The organism is Paenibacillus sp. FSL M7-0896 (assembly GCF_037975415.1).
GTDB lineage: Bacteria > Bacillota > Bacilli > Paenibacillales > Paenibacillaceae > Paenibacillus_AQ > Paenibacillus_AQ silagei.
Genome location: NZ_CP150250.1, coordinates 5441830 through 5466022, shown reverse-complemented (window position 1 = coordinate 5466022; position 24193 = coordinate 5441830). Strand labels below are relative to the sequence as shown.

At 50.8% G+C, this 24193-nt stretch carries 21 protein-coding genes; 18 read left to right on the top strand and 3 right to left on the bottom strand.

Annotated features, from left to right (window positions below; all coding sequences use genetic code 11):
• Nucleotides 1-60: 60 nt before the first annotated feature.
• Entirely contained in the window at nt 61-777 is a 717-nt protein-coding gene (locus MKY12_RS23535) for a hypothetical protein (protein ID WP_339311131.1), read from the bottom strand.
• 211 nt (nt 778-988) lie between these two features.
• On the opposite strand from MKY12_RS23535, the gene hrcA reads away from it, so the two are divergent.
• From hrcA to MKY12_RS23510, 5 genes are all read left to right on the top strand, one after another.
• The gene (gene hrcA / locus MKY12_RS23530; RefSeq protein WP_036732236.1) at nt 989-2020 is read left to right on the top strand and encodes a heat-inducible transcriptional repressor HrcA; all 1032 of its coding nucleotides are present in this window, start codon (nt 989-991) and stop codon (nt 2018-2020) included.
• 49 nt (nt 2021-2069) lie between these two features.
• Nucleotides 2070-2657: a nucleotide exchange factor GrpE gene (gene grpE / locus MKY12_RS23525; RefSeq protein ID WP_339311129.1), complete on the top strand. Its 588-nt coding sequence runs from the start codon at nt 2070-2072 to the stop codon at nt 2655-2657.
• Between the two features lie 73 nt (nt 2658-2730).
• The gene (dnaK, locus tag MKY12_RS23520) at nt 2731-4578 is read left to right on the top strand and encodes a molecular chaperone DnaK (RefSeq protein WP_036732232.1); all 1848 of its coding nucleotides are present in this window, start codon (nt 2731-2733) and stop codon (nt 4576-4578) included.
• Nucleotides 4579-4696: 118 nt separating this feature from the next.
• Nucleotides 4697-5824: a molecular chaperone DnaJ gene (dnaJ, locus tag MKY12_RS23515; protein ID WP_036690440.1), complete on the top strand. Its 1128-nt coding sequence runs from the start codon at nt 4697-4699 to the stop codon at nt 5822-5824.
• 210 nt (nt 5825-6034) lie between these two features.
• Nucleotides 6035-6325, top strand: coding sequence for a hypothetical protein (locus MKY12_RS23510; RefSeq protein ID WP_339311128.1), 291 nt, complete (start codon nt 6035-6037; stop codon nt 6323-6325).
• A 93-nt stretch (nt 6326-6418) separates the two neighbouring features.
• Here the strand turns inward: MKY12_RS23510 and MKY12_RS23505 are convergent, their stop codons facing one another.
• Nucleotides 6419-6730, bottom strand: a complete 312-nt coding sequence (locus MKY12_RS23505) for a hypothetical protein (protein ID WP_339311127.1) — start codon at nt 6728-6730, stop codon at nt 6419-6421.
• Between the two features lie 493 nt (nt 6731-7223).
• Between MKY12_RS23505 and MKY12_RS23500 the strand changes: the two genes are divergently transcribed.
• Nucleotides 7224-7391 carry a hypothetical protein gene (locus MKY12_RS23500; RefSeq protein WP_339311125.1) on the top strand — a complete coding sequence of 56 codons (168 nt, stop codon included), beginning with the start codon at nt 7224-7226 and terminating at the stop codon, nt 7389-7391.
• A 67-nt stretch (nt 7392-7458) separates the two neighbouring features.
• On the opposite strand, the gene MKY12_RS23495 is transcribed toward MKY12_RS23500, so the two are convergent.
• Entirely contained in the window at nt 7459-11592 is a 4134-nt protein-coding gene (locus MKY12_RS23495; RefSeq protein WP_339311123.1) for a S8 family serine peptidase, read from the bottom strand.
• 508 nt (nt 11593-12100) lie between these two features.
• Between MKY12_RS23495 and MKY12_RS23490 the strand changes: the two genes are divergently transcribed.
• The 12 genes from MKY12_RS23490 (at nt 12101) to MKY12_RS23435 (ending at nt 24114) form a co-directional block, all read left to right on the top strand.
• On the top strand, nt 12101-12460 hold the full coding sequence (locus MKY12_RS23490) for a hypothetical protein (protein WP_076082583.1): 360 nt from the start codon (nt 12101-12103) through the stop codon (nt 12458-12460).
• 36 nt (nt 12461-12496) lie between these two features.
• The gene (locus tag MKY12_RS23485) at nt 12497-12676 is read left to right on the top strand and encodes a YfhD family protein (RefSeq protein ID WP_036732220.1); all 180 of its coding nucleotides are present in this window, start codon (nt 12497-12499) and stop codon (nt 12674-12676) included.
• A gap of 122 nt (nt 12677-12798) precedes the next feature.
• A complete protein-coding gene (locus MKY12_RS23480) occupies nt 12799-13158 on the top strand; it encodes a hypothetical protein (RefSeq protein WP_036732217.1) in 360 nt (119 codons plus the stop codon).
• A 110-nt stretch (nt 13159-13268) separates the two neighbouring features.
• Nucleotides 13269-14180 (top strand): methyl-accepting chemotaxis protein, encoded by a 912-nt coding sequence (locus tag MKY12_RS23475; protein ID WP_339311119.1) that lies wholly within the window; start codon nt 13269-13271, stop codon nt 14178-14180.
• Nucleotides 14181-14368: 188 nt separating this feature from the next.
• Entirely contained in the window at nt 14369-14926 is a 558-nt protein-coding gene (locus tag MKY12_RS23470; RefSeq protein WP_339250301.1) for an RNA polymerase sigma factor, read from the top strand.
• On the top strand, nt 14886-16547 hold the full coding sequence (locus tag MKY12_RS23465) for a DUF4179 domain-containing protein (protein ID WP_339311117.1): 1662 nt from the start codon (nt 14886-14888) through the stop codon (nt 16545-16547). Before MKY12_RS23470 ends, MKY12_RS23465 begins: the two co-directional genes overlap by 41 nt.
• Nucleotides 16548-16666: 119 nt before the next feature.
• Nucleotides 16667-17248, top strand: coding sequence for a DNA-3-methyladenine glycosylase I (locus MKY12_RS23460; protein WP_339311115.1), 582 nt, complete (start codon nt 16667-16669; stop codon nt 17246-17248).
• Between the two features lie 160 nt (nt 17249-17408).
• On the top strand, nt 17409-18467 hold the full coding sequence (gene prmA, locus MKY12_RS23455; protein ID WP_339311114.1) for a 50S ribosomal protein L11 methyltransferase: 1059 nt from the start codon (nt 17409-17411) through the stop codon (nt 18465-18467).
• Nucleotides 18468-18469: 2 nt separating this feature from the next.
• Nucleotides 18470-19153, top strand: coding sequence for a site-2 protease family protein (locus MKY12_RS23450; RefSeq protein ID WP_339311112.1), 684 nt, complete (start codon nt 18470-18472; stop codon nt 19151-19153).
• A 163-nt stretch (nt 19154-19316) separates the two neighbouring features.
• Nucleotides 19317-20081, top strand: a complete 765-nt coding sequence (locus MKY12_RS23445; protein WP_076082556.1) for an RsmE family RNA methyltransferase — start codon at nt 19317-19319, stop codon at nt 20079-20081.
• 3 nt (nt 20082-20084) lie between these two features.
• Nucleotides 20085-21419, top strand: a complete 1335-nt coding sequence (gene mtaB / locus MKY12_RS23440; RefSeq protein ID WP_339311111.1) for a tRNA (N(6)-L-threonylcarbamoyladenosine(37)-C(2))-methylthiotransferase MtaB — start codon at nt 20085-20087, stop codon at nt 21417-21419.
• Between the two features lie 466 nt (nt 21420-21885).
• Nucleotides 21886-24114: an Ig-like domain-containing protein gene (locus tag MKY12_RS23435; RefSeq protein WP_339311109.1), complete on the top strand. Its 2229-nt coding sequence runs from the start codon at nt 21886-21888 to the stop codon at nt 24112-24114.
• The last annotated feature ends 79 nt before the right edge of the window (nt 24115-24193 follow it).

The window sequence follows — 24193 nt, the reverse complement described above, 5'->3', positions numbered from 1 at the left end:
ACCACTGTTCACCCGGAAGCTGATGCTTCAGGGTGACAGTGGTTTTTTGCAGATACAGGTTTATTGTGCGTAGATAAGCTTGCGCTGTTGCTCTACCAGTTCGGCAAGCTCCGGTGTAGCATATGCGGAAGGGTTAAAGGAAGGGGACAGTGTATTATAAGTAATTCCGATGCTGGACCCGTCCGTCATCTCAATCTCCAGCCAGTATTTGTCTCCCACCCAACCCTTGGTCTGCTTGTAGAGCTGCTCGAACGGGAGGTATTCCAGCTTGGGGAATTCGCGGATGAACACGGCGTTGGCCTCCGGGGTAAAGTCCATGAGGTAAGAACCGTCATTGCCGCTCACAAAACGGACAGTTTGTATTTTTCCCTCGATATCCAGCAGATCGTTAAGGGTGTTGGCGTCAGGGTTGTTGCGTGCTTCATACAGCCGGTCTCCCGCCCAGAGTCTCGCCGATGTCTTATAGCCTTCTACCTCGTAGAGCGGTGTGCCTGTCTTAAGAGTTGTCGCATCTCCATCCTGCAGCCCAGCGCGTGGACACTCCTGCTCGGATTTGCTGTATGTGATTTTGCCGATCTCCTTGCCTTTGCCCAGTGGGGCGGGGTCAGGACCGGTATCATCGTAGTACATGACGCCGTCCCATTGCAGGATGGATGCATAATTCGCATCCACACCGATGCACTTGACCGGTAAGATTTTACCAGTACAGCCCGTAAGTGCTAATGCAGTTAAGAGGCCTGCGATTATAGCCCATAATGCTGTTTTCTTGAAACGCATTTTTATCACTCCCTGAGTATTGGACGGCATTGTCCGGGAAATGGTTGCGGTGAAATATACAAAATCTTGCTTTGACTAAAATAGGCGCAATCAAGTTGCTGAACTCACTTGACAATGCCGAGGTCAGTTTGGTATTTTTGTATTAGTGGTTAGCACTCATCTCACTAGAGTGCTAACGAATCGGAGCCACAGCCGGATAGGAGGGAATAACATGTTAACTGAACGCCAGAGAATGATACTGAATGCCATTGTCGATGACTATATTTCTTCCGCTGAGCCGGTGGGCTCGCGCAGTATCTCGAAACGCGGGGATGTGGGCTACAGTCCAGCCACGATCCGCAACGAAATGGCCGATCTGGAGGATCTGGGTTATCTGGAGCAACCTCATACGTCGGCAGGGAGAATCCCGTCCCATAAGGGCTACCGCTATTATGTGGATCATCTGGTACCGTGGAATTCCGCCGAAACGGCCGAACTGGGCACGATCCGCGCTTTTTTCGCCGAGAAGCTGAATGCTACAGAGCAGGTTATCCAACATGCGGCAATGATCCTGTCCAATATGACGAATTATACTTCCATCCTGCTGGGACCGGAGGTTTTTCATACTTCATTGCGCCATTTCCAGCTGCTCCCGCTCGATGACAAGACCGCTGTGGCGATTATCGTTACCAGCACCGGGCAGGTAGAGAACCGGACCGTGAGTCTTCCTCCGGAGATATCTGTCTCCGAGATGGAGAAGGTCGTGAATCTGCTGAACAGCAAGCTGGTCAATGTACCGCTCTACAAGCTGAAGAGTCAGCTCTATTCCGAGCTGGGCGAAGAAATGCAGCGCCACATCTCCCATTATGAAGAATTAATGCAGGTGCTGGATAAGGCGCTGGAAAGCGACCATGATCAGCGGATTTACTTAAGCGGAGCCACGAATATGCTGACCCAGCCGGAGTTCAAGGACGTCGACAAGGTGAAGACGATTCTCGATCTGCTGGAGGAGACGCCTACGCTGCTCAAGATGCTCACCCCGGCCAGCAGCGAAGCAGGAATGCAGGTGCGCATTGGTACAGAGAATAAGCATGAGGCTTTTGCCAACTGCAGTCTGATTACCGCCACTTATTCACTGGACGGCAAACCGCTGGGGAGCATTGGCATCCTGGGTCCGACCCGTATGGAGTACGCACGTGTAATGGGTATTCTGGGTATTCTGTCCCGGGATTTGACAGCAATGCTGGCACACTGGTATAAGTGAACAGAGTGTACTAGTCCATCGCGAATGATATTAAGGAGGTGAAGACAACTTGAAAGAGGAAGAGGTTCAGGAAATGAATGAGAAGAATGACCCCTCGATGAATGACAATCTTGCGGCTGAAGAGACTGATACCACAGCAGACAGCGGCTCATTCACGGCTGAAGAGGCCGGCGAGGCGGCTTCAGGCAATGAGGAATACAGAAAGCTGCAGGAGCTTGCAGATGAACATCAGGCGCGTACCTTGCGTGTGCAGGCTGATTTCGATAACTTCCGCCGCCGGACCCAGAAAGAAAAGGAAGAGCTGGCGCAGTACGCAACATCTAAGCTCGTAACTGAGCTGCTCCCGGTAATGGATAACTTTGAACGCGCACTGGCGACTCCTGCAGCAGGTGCAGACGCTGAAGCGTTCATCAAAGGCGTGAATATGATTTTCCGTCAGCTGGAGGGAGTCCTTAAGACTGAAGGGCTTAAAGCTATGGAAGTGGTAGGGCAGCCTTTTAACCCTGAATATCATCAGGCGATCATGCAGGTGGAGAGCGAGGAGTACGAGGAAGGCATCGTGACGGAAGAGGTCCAGAAGGGCTATCTCCTGAAGGATAAGGTTCTTCGTCCGGCCATGGTCAAAGTCAGCATGTAGATCTGTTCTATATAAGATAATAAATATGGATGAAGCCCCGGGCTTCACATTATTTCTGAGGAGGCACATTACTGTGAGTAAAGTTATCGGTATTGACTTAGGAACCACGAACTCTTGCGTTGCCGTTATGGAAGGCGGCGAAGCCGTCGTTATCCCGAATCCGGAAGGCGCGCGTACAACCCCATCGGTTGTAGGCTTCAAGAAGGACGGCGAGCGCATCGTTGGTGAAACGGCAAAACGCCAGGCCATTACGAACCCGGACCGTACCATCGCTTCCATCAAACGCCACATGGGTACAGGCCACAAAGAAAGCATTGACGGCAAAGACTATTCTGCACAGGAAATCTCGGCAATGATTCTTCAGAAGCTGAAATCCGATGCTGAAGCCTATCTGGGCCAGCCTGTAACTCAGGCGGTTATTACAGTTCCTGCTTATTTCAATGACAGCCAGCGTCAGGCTACCAAGGATGCAGGCAAAATCGCCGGCCTTGAAGTGCTGCGTATCGTTAACGAGCCAACAGCAGCAGCTCTTGCTTACGGTCTGGAGAAATCGGAAGATCACACCATCCTGGTCTATGACCTTGGCGGCGGTACCTTCGACGTATCCATCCTTGAACTGGGCGACGGCTTCTTTGAAGTGAAGGCTACCAGCGGTGACAACCGTCTGGGCGGGGATGATTTTGACCAACTGGTGATGGATTACCTCGTAGCTGAATTCAAGAAAGAGCAGGGCATTGACCTGAGCAAGGACAAGGCTGCTGTTCAACGTCTGAAGGATGCTGCAGAAAAAGCAAAGAAAGAGCTGTCCGGCGTACTTACAACTACAGTATCGCTTCCGTTCATCACGGTAGTTGACGGAGTGCCTCAGCACTTGGAGATCAACCTGACCCGTGCCAAGTTCGACGAGCTGACTGCAAGCCTGGTTGAGCGCACGCTGGGACCTACACGTCAAGCGCTGAAGGATGCCGGAATGACCCCTGCGGATCTGAACAGAATCGTACTGGTCGGCGGCTCCACCCGTATTCCTGCCGTACAGGATGCGATCAAGAAGCTTACCGGCAAAGAGCCTCACAAGGGCGTTAACCCGGATGAAGTAGTAGCCCTGGGTGCTGCTGTTCAAGCGGGCGTACTGACTGGTGATGTAAAAGACGTAGTTCTGCTCGACGTCACTCCGCTGTCCCTCGGTATTGAAACTGCAGGCGGCGTGTTCACGAAGATGATTGAACGCAACACTACGATCCCTACAAGCAAATCGCAGGTGTTCTCGACCTTCGCAGACAGCCAGCCTAGCGTGGAAATCCACGTATTGCAGGGTGAACGCGAGATGGCGAACGGCAACAAGACACTGGGACGCTTCATGCTGAACGAGATTCCACCGGCACCGCGCGGCGTACCGCAGATCGAGGTTACCTTCGACATCGATGCCAACGGTATCGTTAACGTCTCTGCTACAGATAAAGGCACCAACAAGAGCCAGAAGATCACCATCACTTCTTCCAGCGGTCTGAGCGACGCAGAAGTGGAACAGATGATGAAGGATGCCGAGCTGCACGCTGAGGAAGACCGCAAGCGTAAAGAACTGGTCGAAGCCAAGAACGGTGCTGACCAGCTCGTATACTCCACAGATAAAGTAATTAAGGATCTGGGTGACAAGGTCGATGCTTCCGAGATCGACAAAGCGAATGAAGCCAAGGACAAGGTGAAGGCTGCACTTGAAACCGACAACCTGGAAGAAATCACTGCCGCTACAGAGGCGCTGAATGAGATTGTGCAACAGTTGTCCGTGAAGCTGTATGAGCAGGCTGCACAGGAGCAGCAGGGCGCTGAAGCGGGCCAGGATGCTTCTGAAGGCAATGCCAAGAAGGATAACGTGGTAGATGCGGATTACGAAGTGGTTGACGATGAGAAGAATCAAGGGTAACCTTAGACGATAAGTTCTATGGTGGTGAGAGGGAAGGTCAAGACCGGGGCATCCCGGGTTTTGGCTTTCCTTTTACCTTGTAAATGGGGAGAATTAACGATGTACGGAGGTGAAAGCAGTGGCAGATAAACGTGATTATTATGAGGTTCTGGGCCTCGGAAGAGATGCTTCAGAAGACGAAGTGAAGAAGGCCTACCGCAAGCTGGCGCGCCAGTACCATCCCGATGTGAATAAGGCCAGTGATGCTGAGGCCAAGTTCAAAGAGGTTAAGGAAGCCTATGATGTCCTGAGTGACGGGCAACAGCGTGCGCGGTATGACCAATATGGGCATATTGACCCTAATCAGGGAATGGGCGGCGGCTTTGGCGGCGGTGGCGGAGATTTCGGCGGTCTTGGTGATATCTTCGATATGTTCTTCGGCGGAGGCGGTGGACGGCGTGATCCGAATGCCCCACAGCGCGGCGGCGATTTGCAGTATACGATGACCATTGAGTTCAAGGAAGCGGTGTTCGGCAAAGAGACCGATATTACCATTCCGCGCACGGAGACCTGCGATACCTGCTTCGGCTCCGGAGCCAAGCCGGGTACGAAGCCGGAGACCTGTTCCGTCTGCCACGGCAGCGGACAGCAGGAATTCGTGCAGAATACACCGCTTGGACAGATGCGTAACCGCCGTCCCTGCTCCCATTGCAGCGGCACAGGCAAAATCATCAAAGAGAAATGCACCACCTGCGCAGGCCAGGGCAAGGTAAAGAGACAGCGCAAGATCCATGTGCGTATCCCTGCCGGTGTCGATGACGGCGCACAGCTGCGCATGACTGGTGAAGGCGAAGGCGGCACACGCGGCGGCCCGGCCGGAGATCTGTACATTGTGATCCGTGTGAAGAATCATGATTTCTTCGAGCGCGAGAACAACGATATTATGTGCGAGGTTCCCTTGACGTTCGCTCAGGCGGCACTGGGTGACGAGATTGAGATCCCAACGCTGACCGAGAAGGTGAAGCTCAAGATCCCGGCAGGAACCCAGACCGGTACCTTCTTCCGCCTCAAAGGCAAGGGGGTTCCGCATCTGCGCGGCAACGGCGTCGGCGACCAGCATGTCCGCGTCATCGTAGTCACACCTAGCAAGCTCAGCGATGAGCAGAAGGACCTGCTCCGCCAGTTCGCCTCCCACAACGGAGAGAACACGCATGAGCAGGAACAGTCTTTCTTCGACCGTGTGAAGCGGGCGTTCCGGGGAGACTGAAAGATAAGGAATTTATAGTGTAGCAACTAGAGCAAGCCCCCAATCTGGAAGAGGAGATTGGGGGCTTTTTGTTAATAACGAATAAGGAGGAGCTATGGATAAAAGAGTGGAAGAAATCATTGCTTCACTTGATGCTATCAGCATTAAAATAGTGGTACCACTTAGAAAAAAGTTATTAATAAAACTGCATTCAGCGAGCTTTTTGGATTAATGAGTGAATTGCAGAAATTACTTACTAATGAAAAATGGATACAGAAAGAATTAGTGGAAAAATTATTTCACATATATACCCAATTGGATATGCAGGCTGGTTATATTAAGGAGGAAGAAGTTAAAAATGAATTCACTGTCTATCTTAGCAAAATGAGAAGAAAAATGAGAGAAATCTTTGGCAAGAGGGTGCAAGATACTGAGGGAATTTCAGTTCAACAGCTCATAGATAATTCGGATTTTGCTAACTTACAAGAAATTATGGATGAATTTAAGAAGTTATACGAGTAGTTTTGTCTAATATCTTCATATACAAAAGTAAAGCCCCTTCACTTCCCGTATGGGAAACGAAGGGGCTTTATCCTTAGTTTTATGTTTAACACTTTAACGCATTACTTCTTCTTTTTCGATTTCAATTATTTCTCCATCTGCAACTTTTCTATGTTCATAAAGTTCAAATTTACTTCCTACAAAAAGCAAATTTCCTGGTGCCTTCTCAGGAAACAAAAATTCTATATTACAGAGTGTTTCATAATTATCATAGTTTGAAATAATATTTAGTACAACACTCCAATCCCGATCTGCCACATCATAATGAAAATGTGCAGCTGTTGAATAGTTTATTAAAGGAAACCTCTTTTTCCCACCTTGTTCCGTTGGAATCCAGCTAACTCTAGCTACCACCTTATTATCCATGTTATTTAATCACCTTTACCTTCCCAAACTAGTGTTTAGATCTTCTAGTAGACCATCAGAATTAAACAAGCGATTTCATTCCATAAAAGCGGTGAGGTATGAAGCTGCATTCGTAGTGAAAAAACAGGGATAAGTGTATTCTGTACAACTAAAAACAGTGAAACGGATGGACATCCTCTTCTAATTGTATTTTGTGCAACTACATTTACCCGGATGGACGAAAATCCAGGTATAGGGGCATTTTAATTGCACGAACTACATTTAAACGGAGATTTGGAGGCATATCGGACGATTTAGTTGTACGAATTGCAATTAAGCCTCCCCCTTGCCCCCTAATCGGGGTGAGGTAACCACTCAGCAAACCATTAGTTAAAGTAATTTTCATACGTCTAGAGCTGACGAGCTACTAGGTTAAAACAATATACATAGATGTAGGATATTAAGATTTTAGCATAAAATGCTTCCTTTTCCTTATAACGAATAAGGAGGAGCTATGGATCAAAGAGTGGAAGAAATTATTGCTTCACTTGATGGGATTAGCATTGAAATAGTAGTGCCGCTCAGAAAAAAAGTGATTAACGAAGCAGCACTCAGCGAGCTTTTTGGATTAATGGGTGAATTGCAGATATTACTTAATATCTACTGTCTTCATAAACAATAGTAAAGCCCCTCCACTTCCTATCCAGGAAGTGGAGGGGCTAAATGTGTTAATCTTTGCGCGGAGCGTTCTACTGAATCAACCCGCTCTTGCTCAGCAATTCATAGAGTGCAGCGGCTGCTGTCTCACGGGTTGCCGGAGCTGTTGGGTTGAAGGCAATGCCTGATTCGCTGGCGAAGATGCCGGCTTTGGTCAGGGCTTGCAGACTGTCCTTGGCGTAAGGAGCTACCTTAGCGCTATCGGAGTAGGTTGTGAACGAAGGATTGGCTACAGCCTTCAGTTCAGTGCCTGTCAGCTTCAGCGCTCTGTCCAGAATGACGGCGAGCTCCTGACGGGTTACTTTTTGCGTAGGTGCAAACTTGCCGTTGCCTATGCCCAGAATCAGACCAGACTTGGAGGCTGCGGCGACATCCTTGGCGTACCAGTCCGTTGATTTCACATCGGAGAAGGTTACGCCAGCATCGGTACGCAGACCCAGTGCACGGGTTAAGAGTGCTGTGAACTCAGCGCGGGTCAGATTGCTCTGCGGCGCAAAAGTTGTTGCCGAGGTTCCCTGGATAATCAGTTTGTCGGCCAACGTCTGGATGGCAACCGCTGATTTGGAATTCGCGATGTCTGTGAAGGCTGCTGCCGGTTTGCTGACTGCTGCATACACGGAGAAGCCTGGACGGCTTACGGTCACAAGGGTTGTTCCATCGGCTTGCGGTGTGAAGACAGAAGCAACCGGGGTCACCAGTCCGTCTTTCTCAAACAGTACGCCTGCGGTCTTGGATTCAATCTTGCCAGGTACAGTAAAGGTGCGCTTGATGAACACGTTGGTTGGAACGTTCAAGTAAGTGCTGCCTGTAGCTGTAGTCCATGAAGCTTCATAGGATACCGGGGTTCCGATAACCTGGGCACCCGGAGTACCTGCAATCAGCTTGCTGGCTGCGTCTGGCTCTTGCTTAATTACTAGCTTCAAGCTCTGGCCTGCAGGGGAAGCGGCTAATAAGGATACCGGCAAGGCTACAGCAGATCCGCCAACATTCACGATAAGGGTGCTGCCTGCTTGAATGGCGGACAGTAATTTCACCTGATCAGCAGTCAGGCTCAGTTCAGCAGACTTATCTGAGATGCTGATCAGAGAGATAACAACGGCTGTCTTGACAGTAGCGGCTTTGGCCAGAGCGGCCTTCAGATCGCTGTCGCTCACGGTTACTGTCGTTACACCATCCTTCGATGCGGTTAGAGGTGTTACCGTTACTTGCTGAACGCCTTCTTCAACAAGGGACTTCACAGGTTCTGGAACCACCACAGGTGTTGGCGTAACTACTGTACCGCCACCTCCACCACCGCCGCCATTGTTTCCACTGTCAGAGACAGTGATAAAGCGGAATGAGGTGTAGCTACTGTAGTATTCATCATTGTTATAGTCAATCTTGATCGGTTTGGTGTTATCTTTGGCTTTAATGCCGATAACCTCAAGCTTGTAGACTCCATCGGTCAGACCGGCCACCGCAGGGTTGCCGTAAGCATCCAAGATTGGATCACCATTGTGGTCATATGGGTGATAGGTGGATGATACAACCGTGCTATAGTTCCCAGGCTCGAAGAACTTATCCGGCGCACCGGTCGTGGATACCTGGAAGGAGCCTTTCTTGATATCATCCAAGCCAATCAGATTCACTTCATAGTAGTTAATATCTTTTGCTTTAAGCTTGTAGTTCAGAATAGCACTTGAATTGGTGTAGACGATCGGCTGGCTCAGTGCAGCTTCCTGAATGCCTGTGCCCCAATCAGGTTGTTCGGTCGTCTTATCTACATTGATTGCAAACGGCAAGTGCAGAGTTGGCTGTCCTGCTGCTTCCAGGACGACATTACCTTGCAGCATTTGCGGCACGGTATCAGCAGCGACGGTAACCTTCAGGTTGAACGTGGAGGCACCTTTTGCGGCGGCAGTTACCGATGATTTGTCGAGCGTCGCAGATACATGCTTGGGATCACCATAGTTCCATTCCACGGAAGCAGAATAGGTAAGCGCAGTATCGCTCATATTCTTTAATTGCAGCACTTGGCTAGCTTCAGAACCGGGAAGCAGGGTGCCAAAGCTTGTAGACGGATTGTAGTTGATTACATTCTGCGGGATAAAGTTCTTGTCCAGAATAGAGATCGGCTCTATCGATTGCAGCAAGGCCGGAGTGATGATGGCATTTTCTACATTGGCGCGTCCAGGACCTTGAAGATAGAAATCTTCAGGTGCATCCTGGTAGAACACAGGATCTGCTGTGTTGGCCAGAGCGGCACGAATGTCTAATGGTGTATAAGTTGGATGTGCCTGCTTGATCAGCAGTGCCAAGCCTGCTACATGCGGTGTTGCCATACTTGTACCACTAATACGATTGTATGCTTTGGAATAATCAGTTCCTGGATGACCTTTGCCATAAGCAGGCCACGTAGACAGCACTCCGTCACCAGGAGCTACGATGTCCGGCTTAATGCTTAATTTACCGTCGAAGTTCGGTCCTAGTGAGGAGAAGCTGGTCACTTCATCGCCGGCGGTCATATCCATCGGATATTCGGAGCTGAAAGTAAAGTAAGCAGGTTTGTTGCCGTTAGCAACAATGGCTCTGGCTAAAGCGCGGCCTTGGGAGCCCTTCAGGTCCAGCGTAGGGATGTTGTCATATCCATCGCCAAGGTTGGAACCGATAAAGTCAGAACGGTCAGTATAACTCTCATCCAGAATAGCTACTTTCTTACCGTCTACTGTCTGGAAATTACCATTGAAGATCACAATAGCTTTGGCACCGTGAGCTTTGGCATTAGCAATCTTGTCTACAAAGGCTAGATCGCCACGGGATACCAGAACAACAGTTTTCTCACTGAAATTTCCTTCCGGGTAATCTTCATTTGCGCCTAAATTAGCGTAGAACACTTTAACCGGCTCTGTTCCAATAATATCGGCAAAGTCTGTTTGACCCAATTCATAGGCCATGACATGGAACGGATTATAGGTGTCATAAGTCACTGAAGTGACTGAACCCGTAATCTCTGCCTTGAACTCACCGGAGAACGCTTTGATAGGGCTATTAACGGCACCTACCGAAATTCCGAGTTGGGAGGCAGCAGGAGAACCCATGGAGAAATAACCTGCTTCTCCATTATTCCCATTCGCAATTACAGCAGTTACTCCAGAGAGTACGGCATTATTAATCGCGATGGAATCCGGGGAATTCACATCCTTCTCGGAATCGGAGCCGAGCGACAGGTTGATGACATCCATGCCGTCCTTGACCGCACGTTCAATTCCGTCTATGACTTGAGCGGAAGATCCGGAGGAAGTGTTCGGCTTATCAATATTACGGCCCAATACTTTGTAGACATACAGGTCAGCCCCGGGAGCGACACCCTTCTGAGCCACATCACCTTTGGCTGCATACTGACCGATGATGGTACCGGCCACATGCGTACCGTGGTAAGTTCCCGCATAGCCTACGCCATACTCGATATCTTCTTCAGGAGTCAGCGGAACTTCTTCATAAGGATCATTATCCTGATAGAAGGAGTCATAGCCGCCCTTATAAGCCGGGGCAATATCCGGGTGCGTATAGTCCACACCGGTATCAATTACACCGACCTTCAGTCCGGCCCCGGTGAGGCCTTGGTCAGCCGCCCAATCGGCATGAATCTGCTTCAGGGGAGCATTGTCGTTTCTGTAAGTCACTTCGGTCACTGTCTGATCAGGGAGAGCATACCAGGTGCTGTTCGGATAAATGGAAGACACGCCGGAAATCTTCGCCAGCTCAGGGATTTTGTCAGCCGGAACGGTGACTTCAAAGCCGTTCAGAATCGTGTCGTACTTGTAATTGACGGTCAGGTCAATCTTCTTGGCTTCAGCCTTATCCAGTACTTCTTCCTGTTGGCTGTTCACTGCAGCTTCAGTCGCTGTATTGGCGAGCGCTGTAATTCCTTGTCTGGCAGCATACTTGCCGACGGCAGCAGGCTGGCCGCTGAGCTGAACGATAACCCGGACAAGATTTGAGGATTTGGTGTTAATCTGTGGAGAAATATAAGGCTGATTCACTGGAATCAAGGCTGGAAGATGATTGCCTGATACGGGTGTCTTCAAGCTGCTGGCGGCGAATGCCGCGCCTGGAATCATACTTGCAGCCACACCCAATGATAAAGTTAGTAATGATAGCTTACGAGGTAATTTTGTCCACTCCAAATGTAATCCCCTCCACAATATGATGTTGGTTCTGGCTTACATCTCTCCTGCTACAGACAGTAGCCGGATTCTCCTTTTCTATTAATCCGGTTTATTTCCGTCAAGATTACTAGGAAAAATATTAAGAAGATTTTACCACTGGTTATTTGTAAAATCTACACAAAATTTATAGAGTTTTGAGAATGTTTTCATTTCCTGCGGAATGTTATATGACACAAATAGACTTATAAAACTACTATGAAGAAATTAAAAGACAAAAAAATACAAAATAACAGAGAAAAAAACAATTTTCGTCATGAATACTGACATGAATGTTGGTTGGAAAAACAGGGCTGAAATTTAGAAGTGTGGCTTCTGGATAATGAAATCTGCGGACAACAGCGGGTGAAAGTTCAAAACTTCGCTGGAGTCACAGCCAACCATAAATGTATAAAATCATGTCCGGAAATCCAAAATAGCCAAGTAAGCTTGTACGTTATGGACACCAGGCAGAAAGCGGGGAATTCCCATGTCTGAAAAAAGTATACTGGCCTACTTCAAAACCCCGGAGGAAGCGGAAGGGGTCTCCCGTAAGCTGCAGGCACTGCGTGCAGAGGAGATTTCCATTGACCGGTTCAGCAGGTTTGGGGGAAGCGGGCAGGAGCCGGGAGTAAATCCGGTTACCGGCAATTTGGCGAGCATGGATTCGATGACAGCCGTCAGTGACCATACGGGCATATTAGCTGCGGCGCATACGAGCGGGAGCGGGATGAGCCACGGAGGGGATGGCGGGCCTACAGGCAGAAATATTCTGCTGACGGTTATTGTAGATGCAGCTATTCATGGTCAGGCGATGTCACTGATTGAGGAAGCCGGCGGAATGATTTGAAGATCAGATCAATACATTGGAGGCTGATGGCAAGCTATGGACAGAGAGAACTCGAAGATCTTTTCCAAAACCGAAAAAATGAAAATGCTCTATGAGGCGAAGGCCGAGGATGTTGAATTCTCAGCAGCTGAAGCAGATCAGGATGATATAGAGGCCATGGACCGTTCCCGTGAGGCTGATAAGCGGCAGCTGGGAGAAATTATGAAGAAAGAATAATTCGGTGAAGTCAAGAAGAGATGAGCAGACGAATTGTTGCTACGGATACCCTGCGTAAGTGGGGTATTTTTGTGTTTTGGCGTGTATAATGGAGTGATATGCGAGGCCGGGAGGATACATAAGTGAATACAGTGATAATGTGGGTAGGGCTGGCGCTGCTGGTGGCGCTGTTGACCTTCATGAACCAGAAGCAGGTCTATTCCTCGAAAGTGAAACGAGCTTACCGGGAGCTAAGAATGCTTGCTGAAAAGGTTCGAGCAGAACAGTCGGAGACGTCAGATCTGGGAGGCTGGGAAGCTTCCATCTCCGAAATGGAAAAGCACCCCAATGAATTCAACAAGCTGGATAAGGAGATCGGACTGCGCCAGGCCTTCGTCCAGTATTTGGAGCGGCATTATCCGCAGGATACGAGACTTCCAGAGCTGCAGGAAGCGGCTGCCTACCGGAAGGACAGCGTGTGGGGAATTAAGATAGGGAATTAAAAAATCTTATCATTTTAAAAGCCGAAACAGCCGTTAATAAGAGTAAAGTGAAATAAGCGAGAGTCGTCCTCATATCAGTTAAAAATTGAGATGTATAGGGAGCAGTCAACATGGAAAATCTAGCAGACCAAGCAGTTACAGACGAACTGGTTGTCAAAGCCTTGGAAAAAAACCTTGCCATGATCCGCTTTGATCTGGATCGGCGTGTCGCCTATGTCAATGAGATCTTTGCCCAGTCAGTGAAATACAAAGCGGAGGACATGTACGGCATGCAGCACAGCCAGCTGTGCTTCCCCTCATTCGTGAACAGTCCGGATTATGAGTTGTTCTGGCAGAATTTAATGGCTGGCCGGAGCTTCCAGGACAAAATTGAACGGATGGACGCAGAGGGGAATTCGGTCTGGCTGGAAGCTACATATATGCCGGTGTTTGATGAGACAAATACTCATGTCATCGGCGTATCCAAGGTGGCCACTAACATTACGGAGAGACAAAACAACATGAGCCATGTCGTGGAGCTAATGCAGGGCATGGCGGATAGCCTTAATCAGCGTGCGGACAAAGGAATTGAGCGGAGTCAGGAGCTGCTGCAGAGTATTGACAGGATTGCCGAGGTGTCGACTGAGAATACCGAAACACTGCTAAGTCTGCAAAAGCAGGCTGCGGCGATCCGCGGCGTAGTGCAGACCATCCGTGATATTGCTTCCCAGACTCATCTGCTTGCCCTGAATGCAGCGATTGAGGCTGCACATGCCGGAGAATTCGGCCGGGGATTCGATGTGGTGGCCAAGGAGGTAAGAAAGCTGTCTGCGATGGTGCAGGATCAGATTACCGAAGTCCGGGACAGTGTCCAGGCCATTACGGAAGAGGTAGGCAGAATATCAACGGGATTGAACCAGGTGCAGGATAATGTGCAGCTCAGCCAGCGGCAGATTCAAGTGGCGCTGGATGAATTCACGCTGATCGCTACCTCTGCACAGGAACTGGACAACCAGGCGCGCGAGGTCATGAATATTATCTAAGCTGTGCTTGCTCTGAAGTTGAGCAGTTATTCCCGGACAATCTATTGTAAGCAGTATGCAGCCTGTGCTTTTCAGGTGGACATGCTGCTTTTTTAGTACATATAGCTGGATATGCTGCTGAAAATGAACCTTTTGAAGCCCGGGGTTGTTATAAAGGTAATTCAAACAAGAAAGGAGGGCATGCTCAAGTGGGCAACAGGGAATTATTCCAAACCTACAGCAAGGAGGTATATCGTACCTGCTATTATATGGTGCACGATGCTGCCGATGCTGAGGATCTGTGTCAGGAGGTATTCATCACTCTCTTCCGCAGCGAGTGGCAGGGCATTGAATATCTGAAGGCTTGGATTATGAAAATCACCGTCAACACCTGCCTGAACCACCTGAAGCGCAGGAACAGCCTGCAGCAGAAGCTGACGGCCCATCTCCATATGTTCAGGGAGAATCCGCAGCCGCTGGTAGACAAGCTGGTGGAGCAGAAGGAAACGAAGCTGGAATGGGCGGGATACATGTCCCGGCTCCCGGCGAAGATCAGGGCGGTGCTGACCCTGCGGTATATGCATGATTTCAGTCTGGAGGAAATCCGCAAGATGCTGGATATCCCGCTGGGAACTGTGAAGTCCAGACAGCATAAGGGACTACGGATGATGAAGAGGATTCTGGAAGAAGCGGGCGTTCAGCCCATAACGAAGGAGGACGATGAATATGGACAGAACCGAAGCGCAGTTAAAGCGTCGCTTAAATGAGGATCAGGAGCTGAATTATCCTGATTTCGAGCAAATGTGGGGCAGAATGGAGCAGACCGGATATGCATCATCCAAAGGCGGCAGCCGTGCGGGAGCAGGCAGCCCGGTCCGCCACCGCAACTGGCGAAAGATCACTGTCGCAGCCTCCTTCAGCGTAGTGCTGATGGCTGTTCCTGTGTATGCCGCTGTGCAGTATGACTGGGGTAATCTGCTGAACCATAGAAGCGGTGTACAGGCTGCACTGTCCCAAAATCTGGGTCAGCCGCTCGGACAGACGATCACCAAGGATGGAGTCACCCTGACGCTACATACGGCGCTCTCCGATGAGAACCGGACGGTGATTCTGTACAGCTTGGATGTCGGGGGAGACAAGGGCAATGGAATGTGGAATGTGAATGGAATGTCTCTTAAGGATGCAAATGGGAACGGCGATGACAATGAATACAACTACCAGCAGTGGGACGAGAAGAACCAGCGTTACAACGGTTATTTCGAGACAAACTGGAGTCCGGGACAGGAGACGGTCAAGGTGAGTCTGACCGCAACAGGAATTCAATCCTACTCCCAGCAGGAGGTAGATTTGAAGCTGGATACGGACTCACCGGAGCGGCAGAGCTTCCCGGTGAACCGGGATGGGCTGGAGTCGTTCAGTGTTCAGCCCTTTAAGGAAGGGAATGAACAGCTAATGCTGTCCACGGCTGCAATCTTTAATAATCCCGAAGCTAAGAGCTTGGCATACCCGCAAATCATAGCATATAGAGATGGAGAGCCTGTCAAGAACTCTCAGTCAGGTGCAATGGGCAAGCCGGGGGATAACGGGGAATACACCTCAATTCAGTATTACAATCCTGTAGATGTCCCTCGGGCAGAGACAGCCTATAAACTCAGCTATACCAAGCTGGAACGTAATATTGATGGCCCATGGACGTTCGATTTTGAGCTGAGCAAGAAAAAAATGGCGGGTGCTACCATCAAGACGGCACTGGATCTGCCGCTGGAAGCGGAAGACGCCGGTAACCGGATTGAGCAAATGGTAATAACACCTACACAAATCCGTGTGTCCATCCGGACTAAAGCCAAATTCGCTGAGCTGCCTTATGTTAATTATACTCTTGAGGTAGGCGGACAGAAATTGGAAGGCGGATTGTGGTATTCGACAACGGAGGACAAGGATCTGAGAACGCTGCGCTTCGAGCGGCCTGTAGATCTTGAGATTACAAAAACAACGCCAATGACGCTTGTAGGTAATTATAAGGTTACCCGGCATGAGGATGACAAGAAGCCACTGGAATTAACCAACATCTCCAGTGAGAAGCAGACGCTAATCCGGCAAACCGGCGGGTATCCGGTGCAGTGGACCTACTATATGCGGGGAGCAGACCTCTACGTGGAGACGAAGAGCGATGATCCGAATTTTGGCGGCGTGAATCAGACTCATATTGGCACAGGTAAAGATCGAATCTTGGGTAAAATAGTAACTGTAAACTTCCGTGGAAACGGAAACAATCACAGCATTGATGTATATAAGGATTTCAAAGGCACAGAAGCTTCAATATACATGTTCTTCTACTCTACCAATGAACCGGACAAAGAGACACGGGTACAGCTCCAAGGACAATAATAACATTATTTCATTATTTTAACGGGAAGAACCTTGTGTTCTTCTCTTTTTTTCGTATACAGTTAGAAGATATGGCTATGAATAGCTGCCAGAATTATAAGACAAAGGAGAGAATAACTATGGAAATTAAGCGCTGCGACTGGGTAAACTCGGACCCGGTATATATAGCTTATCATGATGAAGAGTGGGGCAAGCCGCTGGTTGATGACCTGAAGCTGTTCGAGCTGCTGATGCTGGAGGGGATGCAGGCCGGACTGAGCTGGTATACGGTGCTGAAGAAGCGGGAGGGCTTCCGCGAGGCTTTTGACGGCTTTGATCCGGAGAAAATCGTGCTGTATGGGGAGGACAAGGTCGAAGAGCTGATGCAAAATGTGGGGATTGTGCGCAACCGTCTGAAGATTAAGGGAGTGATTACCAATGCACAGGTGTACCAGCAGATCTGCCGGGAGGAAGAGGGTGGCTTTGCCGGTTATCTGTGGAGCTTTGTCGGCGGGACGCCGGTGGTGAATCATTGGAAGAACAGAGCCGAGGTTCCCGCGACGACCCCACAGTCCGATCTGATGAGCAAAGCGCTCAAGCGCAAAGGCATGAAGTTCGTCGGCTCGACGATCTGCTATGCATTTATGCAGGCTTCCGGGATGGTAGATGACCATGCGCTGGATTGTTTTTGCCGCAGCACCCCGTCTACCGTAGAGAGTTGAACGCAGTTTGGCGCTGAACGGGTAAGAAATGCTATACTAGCTAAGATAAGCTTCGAGGGACATTATGCTCCCAAAACTGAGTCTATGCTTCCGAAGTAAGTTTGTTCGAAGCAGAATCGAGAGAAGTAACGCTCACAAACTTTTAGGAGGATTCATTACCATGCTATGGCACGAATTGACGGTACATACAACCGAGGAAGCACAGGAGATGATATCCAATCTGCTGGTTGAGGCCGGAGCGGGCGGAGTCTCTATTGAAGAATCCGGGACGCTGAATAAAAACCGGGATACACGTTACGGTGAACTATACGACGAACCGCTCAATGACATCCCCGAAGGGGAAGCGGTCATTAAAGGATATTATGCGGAATCGGTGGACATGGATGCGGTTGTGTCCGAGGTGACGCCAAGGGTGGAAGAGTTGAGAGAGTTCGGCATCGACCCCGGGCTGGCACAGATCTCCTGGAAGACGGTGGATGAGGAGGATTGGGCCCATGCCTGGAAGCAGTACTTTAAGCCGCTGCGCGTCTCGGAGCGGCTGACCATTAAGCCGACATGGGAAGAATATACCCCGGCCACTGCCGATGAGAAAATCATTGAGATTGACCCCGGTATGGCCTTTGGAACCGGGACGCATCCGACAACGGCGCTGTGCCTTCGCGCTCTTGAGAAGCATATTGTCAGCGGTGACGAGGTCATCGATGTAGGTACGGGCTCCGGCATCCTTGCTGTCGGAGCGATGCTGCTCGGTGCCGCCTCTGTCCTGGCGCTGGATCTGGACCCGGTCGCCGTAGAGAGTGCCCGTGAGAATGTGGCGCTGAACCGGCTGGAGTCAGCAATCACCGTGAAGGAGAGCGATCTGCTCTCGCTGCTGGGCGGTGAGGGGGCGGCGGATACCGCAGCCGGAGAGATGTGGCCTTCAGCCCGGCCAAGCAATACGGCTGACCAAGAGGCCGTTCCTGTTGTTGCCCCGGCGGCAGACGGGCTGGGAGTGACTCTGCCGGTCCGTGTAGTCGTGGCGAATATTCTGGCCGAGATTATTGTGCTGTTCACGGACGATGTCTACCGTGCGCTTCAGCCGGAGGGGATCTATATTACCTCGGGGATTTATAAGGATAAGGAAGGGCTGGTCGCGGAAGCGCTGAAGTCCTCCGGTTTCGAGATTTTAGAAGTAACCCGCGAAGAAGATTGGGTGGCGTTCACAGCCGGAAAGAGGTAGACATGGGTTCCCTGGATCAATTTTTAGTATATCCTTTACAGCAGCTTCCGTTTTTTCTGATTACGATTGTTATTGCGTTTACGGTGCATGAATTCGCCCACGCCTATTTTGCCAATAAATTCGGGGACCCTACAGCACGCCTGCTGGGCCGTATGACCTTGAATCCGGCGGTGCACTTTGATCTCTTCGGTATCATTTTGCTGCTGATTGCGGGCTTCGGCTGGGCGCGCCCGGTCCCCGTGAACCGGGATAACTTCCGCCGTCCCCGCCTGATGGGTGTCATCGTATCTGCCGCCGGGCCTATCAGCAATCTGCTGCTGGGTATTCTGGGCGCGCTGATCTATGCGATTCTTGTGGGAACAGGCACGATGGATTCGATCAAGAACGAGCAGGTGCTCCGGGCGCTGATCTGGTTCTTCGGGATGTTCATTCACTTCAACTTCTTCCTCTTCGTATTCAACCTGATTCCGCTGCCGCCGCTGGACGGTTACCGGATCGTAGAGGATATCGCACCGCGTCCGATCCGTGGAAGACTTCAGCAGTATGAGCAGTATACGGTGTTCCTTTTCCTGCTGATCATCTTCATTCCGGGTCTGCGCGCCTATACGATAGAACCGCTTAGCTACTGGGCGACACGTACGGGTAATGATTTCTTCCAGCTGTTCCTAAGGTTGTTCGGGGTCTGAGAACGTCAGTAAGGACGGGGGCTGTTCAGTGCATGGCAAACGTTGTAGAATATAATGTGATTATTAAGTAGATGAATGATACGTGTGAAGCGGCGGCCGGGACCTGATTTGGCGGGGACTACGCCGCTTTTACGCTGAATAACGGACAGAATGAGGTTGAGAGATGCAGCGTTATTTCGTAACTCCGGCACAGTTCGGACAAGACAAGGTTAGCATTGACGGTGAAGACGCCCGCCATATCGCCAAGGTCATGCGCGGCAAGGCCGGGGACAAGCTGATCGTCAGCGACGGCGTGGCCCGGGAGGCGCTGGCCGAGATTGCTGACATAGAGATTGGACTCGTTACCGTGAACATACTGGAGCCTCTGGCTATGACTCATGAAGCGCGCATTCAGATTACTGTCGCCCAGAGCCTGCCCAAAGGGGACAAGCTGGAGACAGTCATTCAGAAATGCACGGAGATCGGGGCTGTAGCCTTCACGCCGTTCCTCTCAGAGCGGACGATTGTGCAGTACGATGAGCGCAAGGAGAGTAAGCGGCTAGAGCGTTGGCGCAAAATCTGTAAGGAGGCTGCCGAACAGGCGCACCGGAATATTGTTCCGCAGGTGCATTCGCCGCTCAGCTGGAAGCAGCTGCTCCAGAGCTTCAACGGCTATGATGCCGTCTATTTCTGCTATGAGAAGGAAGAGGGACTCCAGCTCCGCAGCGCAGCCGCGCCATGGCTGGCATCGCTTCCGCAGGAAGCTGCGGCTAAAGTGATGATTGTTGTAGGGCCGGAGGGCGGCTTCAGTACGGAGGAATGCCGACTGGCTGAGGAGGCCGGAGCCGTCTCTGTCGGGCTGGGGCCGCGTATTCTGCGCTGTGAAACCGCAGGCATGGTTGCCGCCGCCTGCATTTTATATGAATCCGGAGAAATGGGAGGAGCTTAAACCATGCCATCTGTAGCTTTTTATACATTGGGCTGCAAAGTCAATTTCTATGATACCGAGGCCATCTGGCAGCTCTTTAAGAATGATGGATACGAGCAGGTAGATTTCGAGGGGTCCGCCGATGTCTATCTGATTAACACCTGTACAGTGACCAATACGGGCGACAAAAAAAGCCGGCAGATGATCCGCCGCGCAGTGCGCCGCAATCCAGACGCCATCGTAGCGGTTACCGGCTGCTACGCGCAGACCTCACCTGGAGAGATTCTCGATATTCCCGGAGTCGATCTGGTGATCGGCAACCAGGACCGTGAACAGATCATGACGCATGTAAAGAATATTCAGGAGTCACGCCAGCCCGTGAATGCGGTCCGCAACATTATGAAGACGCGTGAGTTCGAGGAGATGGATGTGCCCGGGTTCGCTGACCGGACGCGGGCGTTCATGAAGATACAGGACGGCTGCAACAACTTCTGTACCTTCTGCATTATTCCCTGGTCGCGCGGTCTGTCGCGCAGCCGTGATCCGAAATCGATTGTCGCCCAGGCGCATCAGCTGGTGGAGGCCGGATACAAGGAATTCGTGCTGACCGGCATCCATACCGGCGGGTACGGGGATGATCTGGACAACTACCGCCTCGCTGACCTGCTCTGGGAGCTGGATAAGGTGGACGGGCTGGAGCGTGTCCGCATCAGCTCCATTGAAGCGAGCCAGATTGACGAGAAGCTGCTTGAGGTGCTGAACCGCAGCACCAAGATGTGCCGCCATCTGCATATTCCGCTCCAGGCGGGCCATAACGAGGTGCTGAAGGCGATGCGCCGGAAGTATACGACGGAAGAGTATTTTGCCAAAATGCAGTTGATCCGAGAGGCTATGCCGGATGTGGGGATCACAACTGATGTGATCGTCGGCTTCCCGGGCGAGACGGATGAGATGTTCCGGGCAGGCTACGACTTCATGAAGGCGGTCAACTATTCGGAGATGCATGTCTTCCCGTATTCCAAACGGACCGGAACCCCGGCTGCACGGATGCTCAATCAGGTCGATGAGGAGATCAAGAATGCGCGTGTGCAGGAGCTGATTGACCTCTCTGAAGAGATGCAGCTAGCTTATGCTCGGCGGTTCGTCGGCAAGACGTTATCCGTGATCCCGGAGCGGGCGGCCAAAGGCTCGGCGGGACGCAGCGTACAGCACGGCTTCAGCGACAACTATCTCCAGGTGCTGTTTGGCGGCGACGATTCGCTGCAGGGCGAGCTGTGCCAGGTGAAGGTAACCGAAGCCGGCGTGAATGAATGCCGGGGCGAGCTTGTCAGTGTTAGCCGGGCAGTGGCAACCCTCTGACCGGACAGACTGCTACAGGATGTCTTCTATGCCTTTGACGGCAGGAAGACATCCTTTTTTTCGTTATCCCGTAATTAGCTATTTAAATTGGACTTAAAAAATATATAAATAAACAAAAGAGCAAAAGAAGTGGAGGGGAAATTTGGAACTGTAGGAGCGATAGCGACCGCCTTTGTATTTGGATTTCTACCGCGAGAAGCGGTTTTAATCAAGAAATCCAAATACAACAGCGGCCGGAGGGCCAAATGTTCACCGCAACGACGGCCATGCTTCAATTGCTAATCTTAAGTGCTTTTTAAATACAATTTATATAGTTACAAAGACCTGAATTTGCCCGGGAATCGTGAAATATGGAAAATGGGGTAAAGACTTGGGCCGGATTTGTCGATATAGTGGAAGAGAGTGGCAAAAAGTCCACCGATAATCAGACCGTCTAAGGAGAGAACAGATGACCGTGTACAGGAAAATGACAAAAACGCTCCTCATTATGATATTGCTCGTTGTAGCCGCTTTTCCGGTAAACGTCTTTGCCGCTGCTGGAGACACTATCTCTATTGAATTCGACAGCTCAGCCAAGGTAGAGCTTACCGTTGGCCAGTCACCGAAGCAGCTTAAGCTATATGCCAATGTAGAGGGCTCCGCTTCCAAACGGGATGTGACGGCAGCCGCAACATGGACCTCTTCCAAGAAAGAAGTAGTTACAGTATTAAATGGCCAGCTTACACCGGTGAATTCCGGAACGGCGGTAATTACAGCAACTCTCAATAATGCGATAGCCTCTGTAGAGGTGTCGGTCACCCATGCCTTCAAGGAACTGAAATTGACCCGCAGCACAGAGGGCAGCTATAAATTAGGCGACAAAGAGGAATTGCTGTCTGTTACGGCCACCGCCATCGGCGGAACATCGGCCACTGCGGAGAAGGATGTCACGAAGGATGCAGAATGGAGCAGCTCGAATACGGGCGTGCTGACTATTGCTGCGGGCAAGATTACGCTGGTCGGTGAAGGTAAGGCTACCATTACCGCCAAATATAAAGGGTTAACCGAAACGATCAAAGCGGTGGTAGAGCTTCCTTATGCCGCTATCGTGCTGAAAGACAAGAATGACACCATCGTCAAGGAAATGGAAATGCTGGTCGGGGACCATCCGGCCAAGCTGACCGCCAAGACCAAAGCCACTTCGGCAAGTCCGGAGATTACCCTGGGCAATGAGGTGGAATGGAGCAGCTCCAGCGAGAGCGTAGCTACTGTTAAAGACGGTGAGATTACCATCCTGGGCGTGGGTAAAACGGTCATCACCGCAAGCTATCTGGGTGTCACCCAGTCGGTGGATGTCTATGTGCGTGCGCCTTATGAAGCGCTGCTGCTGACGCCTTCCGGCGACCAGTCGCTTTTCCTGGGGGAGAGTCTGAATGTAACCGCAGCAATGCGGAATGCTGTCAATTCAACCTCGAACGAAACAGCGTCCGCCGTTTGGACCTCGGATAACCTGATGAATGCTACAGTAACCGCCAATACGGCGGATGCAAGCAACGCTTATGCCACTGTTACGGGTAAAGCGGTAGGAACTTCAATCATTAAGGCCAGCTATCTGGGCATCAGCAAAAGCTTCAAGATCACCGTCTATCCAACCCTGACGGAGCTGGGTCTGGAGAAGACGGAGCAGGAAATCTACACGGCGGATGCAGTAAGCCTGCCGAAGGTGACCGGAACCAAGTATGACGGCACCAAGCTGGATATCAGCGATGAGATGGAGTGGACCTCTGCGAATGAAGAGATTGTCTCCATCAAGGACGGGAAGTTTGTCGGCGGCAAGGCAGGTACGACCATCCTGACCGGGAAGCTCAAGACTGGCGAAGTGACCTCCGCTTCGGCTGCAAGTATCCGCTCCAAGAGCGTTCAGTTTAACGTAACGGTTCAGAATAAAGTGCTTGTCCTGATCGGACCCGATGCTGCTCTGGGAGTAGTGATTGGTGAAGAGCTGCCACTGCCCGCTGTCCAGGCTGTGCTGGAGAATGGCGACGAGCTGGATGTGTCGGGAAGCATCAAATGGGAGCTGAGCGGCAGCAATGCGGTTCTTAAGCAGACAACTGCCGCCAAGACCATCAAGGGACTGGTCAAAGGTACGGCAACCCTGAAGGGAACCTACTCCAACAAGACCATCAGTGTTCCGGTAACGGTTGAACAGAAGGTCGTGAAGCTGGTGGTGGACCCGGCAACGCTGGAAATGAACATCAAGGCCTCCAAGAGCATTAAGGCCACCGGATACTTTTCAAACGGCAAATCTGCCAACTTCTCGGGGGTAATGAACTGGGAATCTTCGAACCCGGCTGTGGCTACTATTAAGGGAACTTCCGTCAAAGCATTGGCTGAGGGGACAACTACCCTGACCGGTTCTTACCAGGGCATTCAGGCGACGGTAAAGATAACGGTTGTTCCCAAGCTGATGAAGCTTACAGTCAGTGAGAACCGGCTGAGTCTTGCACCGGGCGCAGGCAAAAACGTAGTGGTAACCGCGCTGTATGATACCGGCCGCACTGCAGTTGTCACAGGAAGCATGGTCTGGACCAGCTCCAAGCCTGCTGTCGCCAAGGTGAATGCTACCGGGCAGATTACAGCAGTGAGCAAGGGGAACGCATCTATTAAAGGAAAACTGGGAACTAAGACAGTCTCGGTATATGTTAGTGTGAAATAGTGTAATGCTGCTTGCGGTTTGAGCGGCAAATAAGAAGACCTGTACATTCGTCCATGTGGCGGTGTGCAGGTCTTCTTGT

Coding starts and splice junctions, on each gene's coding strand:
- MKY12_RS23535 (WP_339311131.1), bottom strand. CDS start 777: ATGCGTTTCAAGAAAACAGCATTATGGGCTATAATCGCAGGCCTCTTA.
- hrcA (WP_036732236.1), top strand. CDS start 989: ATGTTAACTGAACGCCAGAGAATGATACTGAATGCCATTGTCGATGAC.
- MKY12_RS23510 (WP_339311128.1), top strand. CDS start 6,035: ATGAGTGAATTGCAGAAATTACTTACTAATGAAAAATGGATACAGAAA.
- MKY12_RS23505 (WP_339311127.1), bottom strand. CDS start 6,730: ATGGATAATAAGGTGGTAGCTAGAGTTAGCTGGATTCCAACGGAACAA.
- MKY12_RS23500 (WP_339311125.1), top strand. CDS start 7,224: ATGGATCAAAGAGTGGAAGAAATTATTGCTTCACTTGATGGGATTAGC.
- MKY12_RS23490 (WP_076082583.1), top strand. CDS start 12,101: ATGTCTGAAAAAAGTATACTGGCCTACTTCAAAACCCCGGAGGAAGCG.
- MKY12_RS23485 (WP_036732220.1), top strand. CDS start 12,497: ATGGACAGAGAGAACTCGAAGATCTTTTCCAAAACCGAAAAAATGAAA.
- MKY12_RS23475 (WP_339311119.1), top strand. CDS start 13,269: ATGGAAAATCTAGCAGACCAAGCAGTTACAGACGAACTGGTTGTCAAA.
- MKY12_RS23465 (WP_339311117.1), top strand. CDS start 14,886: ATGGACAGAACCGAAGCGCAGTTAAAGCGTCGCTTAAATGAGGATCAG.
- MKY12_RS23460 (WP_339311115.1), top strand. CDS start 16,667: ATGGAAATTAAGCGCTGCGACTGGGTAAACTCGGACCCGGTATATATA.
- prmA (WP_339311114.1), top strand. CDS start 17,409: ATGCTATGGCACGAATTGACGGTACATACAACCGAGGAAGCACAGGAG.
- MKY12_RS23450 (WP_339311112.1), top strand. CDS start 18,470: ATGGGTTCCCTGGATCAATTTTTAGTATATCCTTTACAGCAGCTTCCG.
- MKY12_RS23445 (WP_076082556.1), top strand. CDS start 19,317: ATGCAGCGTTATTTCGTAACTCCGGCACAGTTCGGACAAGACAAGGTT.
- mtaB (WP_339311111.1), top strand. CDS start 20,085: ATGCCATCTGTAGCTTTTTATACATTGGGCTGCAAAGTCAATTTCTAT.
- MKY12_RS23435 (WP_339311109.1), top strand. CDS start 21,886: ATGACAAAAACGCTCCTCATTATGATATTGCTCGTTGTAGCCGCTTTT.